General features: G+C 57.1%; 4 protein-coding genes. 3 read left to right on the top strand and 1 reads right to left on the bottom strand.

What is annotated here, in order from left to right; genetic code table 11:
- Positions 1–1,550, bottom strand: a 1,550-nt coding sequence (locus AB4043_RS24070) for an ATP-dependent helicase (protein ID WP_442308326.1), incomplete at its 3' end; no start/stop codon positions are given.
- Positions 1,551–1,839: 289 nt separating this feature from the next.
- Between AB4043_RS24070 and AB4043_RS24065 the strand changes: the two genes are divergently transcribed.
- The 3 genes from AB4043_RS24065 (at position 1,840) to AB4043_RS24055 (ending at position 3,837) form a co-directional block, all read left to right on the top strand.
- Positions 1,840–2,193 (top strand): hypothetical protein, encoded by a 354-nt coding sequence (locus AB4043_RS24065; RefSeq protein ID WP_442308325.1) that lies wholly within the window; start codon positions 1,840–1,842, stop codon positions 2,191–2,193.
- A 65-nt stretch (positions 2,194–2,258) separates the two neighbouring features.
- Positions 2,259–2,597: a TIGR00730 family Rossman fold protein gene (locus AB4043_RS24060; RefSeq protein WP_442308324.1), complete on the top strand. Its 339-nt coding sequence runs from the start codon at positions 2,259–2,261 to the stop codon at positions 2,595–2,597.
- Positions 2,598–2,778: 181 nt separating this feature from the next.
- Positions 2,779–3,837: an alkene reductase gene (locus AB4043_RS24055; protein WP_442301024.1), complete on the top strand. Its 1,059-nt coding sequence runs from the start codon at positions 2,779–2,781 to the stop codon at positions 3,835–3,837.
- The last annotated feature ends 103 nt before the right edge of the window (positions 3,838–3,940 follow it).

Here is a 3,940-nt window from a genome sequence, read left to right as displayed (position 1 = left end):
GCCTGGTACTGGTCTACGTCGGAGACCAGAGCGGCATGGTCCAGGAAGTCGGCCAGGGTCTCGCCGCGCTCCTGGGCATCCTGGGCGGCATTGGCGAGTTCCTTCAGGTTTTCAATGCGAGAGAAGGCTTCGGGTGTGCCTTCGTCTTCAAGGGCGCGGATGTAGCCGGAGCGATCGTTGAGGAACTTGATCAGCTCGGGAAGCGTGGCCGGATCGCCGGGCGCGCGGAAGCCGTCGACGCGGGCGCTGGTCTCGAGCTTTTCCGTCGAGGCATCGGCGTTGGAGGCAGGAGAGGGCTTCTCCACCACCGGAGCGAAGGGATTGAAGGAGACATCCTCGGTACCGTGTGCGTTTTCCGGGGCGATGGAAGATTGTTCCTCCGTCGGACCGAAATCGAAGTTGAAGTTGAAATTGAAGCTGGTGTCGAAGGAGGCATCGGCCTCTTCGTTTTCGACCTCTGCCTCGGCTTCGGCGAAGGAGAACGATACGTCTTCGTCTGCCGCGGTGGCCGTATCTTCGGCGAGCTTCTCTGCAAAGCCAGGGCCAAGGATGGCGCGCGCATCTTCGATCAGACGCTTGAAGCCTTCGAGCGCGGTAAGGGCGCGTTGTGGCAACAAACGTTGTTTGATGGCCTGGCCAATGGCGTCCCATGTGGACATGCCGGTCTCGAGTGCCAGGCGTTCGAGCGTCTCCATCGTAGTCTTGCCGATGCCACGTGCAGGCGCGTTGATGACGCGTGCCAGGCCGACGGAATCATGCGGATTCTGGACCAGCTTCAGGTAGCTGATCATGTCTTTGATTTCGGAGCGTTCGTAGAACGAGAAGCCGCCAACCATCGTGTACTTGATCTGGTAGCGGCGCAGCGCTTCTTCCACCAGACGCGACTGCGAGTTGGTGCGGTACAGAATGGCGCAGCGCGCTTCGCCTTCCCCTTCGGAAGCAGTCCTTAGATAGCTTTTCAGGCGATCGGCGATGAAGAGAGCTTCGTTTTCTCCGTCGGGAGCTTCGTAGTAGCCGATCAGCGATCCGCCATCGCGCGTGGTGAAGAGGTTCTTGCCTTTGCGCTGCGTGTTGTTCGAGACGACCGCGCCTGCTGCTTCAAGAATGACCTGGGTGGAACGGTAGTTCTGTTCCAGGCGGATGGTCTGAACCTCGGGAAAGTCTTTTTCGAACTCGAGGATGTTGCGGATGTCGGCGCCGCGCCAGCTATAGATGGACTGATCTTCATCGCCGACGACGCAGACGTTGTGATGATCACCGGCGAGCATCTTCATCAGCTCGTACTGCGGACGATTGGTGTCCTGGTACTCGTCGATAAGGATGTAGCGATAGCGGCGGTTGTAGCGCTCGCGTGTTTCTGAGGAGGACTTGAACAGGCGCACGGTCTCGAGCAGAAGATCGTCGAAGTCCAGCGCGTTGGCTTTGGCCAGCTCCTGTTTATAGATCTTGAAGATGTGTGCGATCCGCTCTTCCAGGGGATTGGTGGAGTTGAGGAAGTACTCCTGGGGATCGATCATGTGATTCTTTGCCCACGAGCAACACAGGACCATCGACGGTCTCTACACCGGCCCTTTGCTGCGGATTCAACTTGTCGAGAAGATGCTGCAAGACGAGAAAACTACTCCTGCATCAAGTTTACCGCCGCAGCGCACAAGAACATATAAGACAGCCGCGACGAAGCGGACGTTAGCAGGCAAAGTTCAGAAAATTACTCGAAATTAATTTCGAAAAAAGTTGGAACAAAGTGGGAACGGGCCGCGTAATGCCTCCTGCGTGACGAAATCACCTGAACCTAGGCCAGATGAGATTCGATCAGCCACCGCAAAGGAGAGAACTCACATGAACCGTCAGACTGTTACGCGCGCTGCATTCRCAATCGCCTTCACCGCCATGACTTTGGCCCCTACCGCGCACGCCGCATCGTTCTTCAAGAAGGGCACCCCGGATACACAGACTTCCATGAAGAAGGCCGGCAARACCATCAAGTTCACCGTTCGTAACGATTCCAATGAGGCACGCGAGCTTCGTATCGGCGATGACGTTGTGACGATCGCCGCGAAGAGCAGCAAGCAGCTCGAAGCCGCTGACGGTACCCGCGTTTACAGCAACACTGCCACCGACAAGGTCGCTGCAGGCACCCTGATGGTGCAGCTCTCCAAGGACATGAACAACGCTACCCTGGCGTTGAACTAAGATTCACACTTCTCAATCCGCTCCCCTACTGGAYGGCTGGCGGTGAAGGCGTACTCTAATGGAGTATGTCTTCGCCGGCAGCCATCTCGCCTTCCCGCAGTATCTGGCTTCATATCGTGAAGACGATGCACGATCGCAAGGCGCTGATGGGAGAGAAGGCAGATGCATTTCTGATTCTTCCCGGTGGCTTCGGCACGCTGGAAGAACTCTTCGAGGTGCTGGCCTGGTCGACCCTGAAGCTTCACTCCAAACCGATCGTGCTGTTGAATACGGCAAAGTTCTGGGATGGCATGTTGGCGTTTCTGGATCACTGCATTGCAGAAGGTGTATTGACACAGCCGAGGCGAGAACTGCTGCTGGTGGCCGATACGGTGGATGAAGCGATCCGGCTTTGTCTGGGATAGTGCATTTTCCCTGCAGGTATAGTGCAGGGCTTCCACATCTATGGGCGTTTTCCGCAATGAAAACGCCGCTACACATCCCTCCGGAGATACCCATGAACAGGGAAAACGCTCTATTGCGCCTTTTTATGGGCAGCCCGATCTGTTGAATCTTTCACGTTCATCGAACCATCCAAGCGTAGGTATGCCTACTCTGTTTGATCCCATCCGCGTCGGTGACCTCGATCTTCCCAACCGTATCTTCATGTCGCCGCTGACGCGGCTGCGCGGCACTCCGGACCATGTGCCCACGCTGATTCAGGCGGAGTATTACCGCCAGCGTGCAAGCGCCGGGCTGATTATCAGTGAAGGAACTCCCGTGGCTCCGCTGGGTGTTGGTTATCCGCAGGTTCCGGGAATTTGGAGTGATGAGCAGGTTGAAGCATGGAAGCCGATTACGCAGGCGGTGCATGAGGCCGGCGGCCGCATCTTTGCGCAGATCTGGCATGTCGGCCGCATCTCGCATTCGAAGCTGCTCAACGGTCAGTTGCCGGTAGCGCCGAGCGCGATCGCCGTGCAGGGAACGGTAAATGTCCTGCGGCCACAGGTTCCATTCGAGACGCCGCGAGCGTTGACGATTTCTGAGATCAAAGAGGTTGTAGAGCAGTTCCGCCGCGGAGCGCAGAATGCGCAGCGCGCCGGCTTCGATGGTGTGGAGCTGCACGGAGCGAATGGATATCTGCTCGACCAGTTCCTGCAGGACGGCGCCAATCATCGCGATGATGAGTACGGCGGCAGCCTGGAGAATCGCGCACGGCTGATGCTGGAGTGTGCGGATGCTGCAATCAGTGTGTGGGGACCCGATCGCGTGGGAATGCATCTGGCTCCTCGTCCAGGCGCACATGGCATTCAGGATTCAAACCCGGCTGCGACTTTTGGCCATGTGGTGACGGAATTGGGTAAGCGGAAGATTGCTTTCATCTGCGCTCGCGAACGCGTGGCGGAAGACAGCCTGGGGCCGGAGCTGAAGAAGAAGTTTGGCGGCGTCTATGTGGCGAATGAAGCGTTCACCTTCGAGCAGGCGGCCAATGCATTGAATGATGGCTGGGCCGATGCAGTGGCGTTCGGCAAGTTATTTATCGCCAATCCGGATCTGCCGCGGCGGTTTGCCGAAGGGCTGACGTTGAATCAGCCCAATCCGGAGACGTTCTATACGCATAATCCGGAAGGCTATGTAGATTACCCCACGCTGCCGGAAGACTGAGGCTGAGGAGAAGATGGGATGAGGAAGTCGGGCTTATGCTTGACTTCTTTTTGTTTGTCATCCCGTAGGGATCTGCTTTTCGCCTAAATCCCTGTTCAAAGGT

The organism is Terriglobus sp. YAF25, from assembly GCF_052113305.1.
Lineage (GTDB): Bacteria > Acidobacteriota > Terriglobia > Terriglobales > Acidobacteriaceae > Terriglobus.
Note: the sequence above shows the minus strand (reverse complement) of the source record. Positions and strands in the feature narration are given on the sequence as shown.

Coding starts and splice junctions, on each gene's coding strand:
- AB4043_RS24060 (WP_442308324.1), top strand. CDS start 2,259: ATGTCTTCGCCGGCAGCCATCTCGCCTTCCCGCAGTATCTGGCTTCAT.
- AB4043_RS24055 (WP_442301024.1), top strand. CDS start 2,779: ATGCCTACTCTGTTTGATCCCATCCGCGTCGGTGACCTCGATCTTCCC.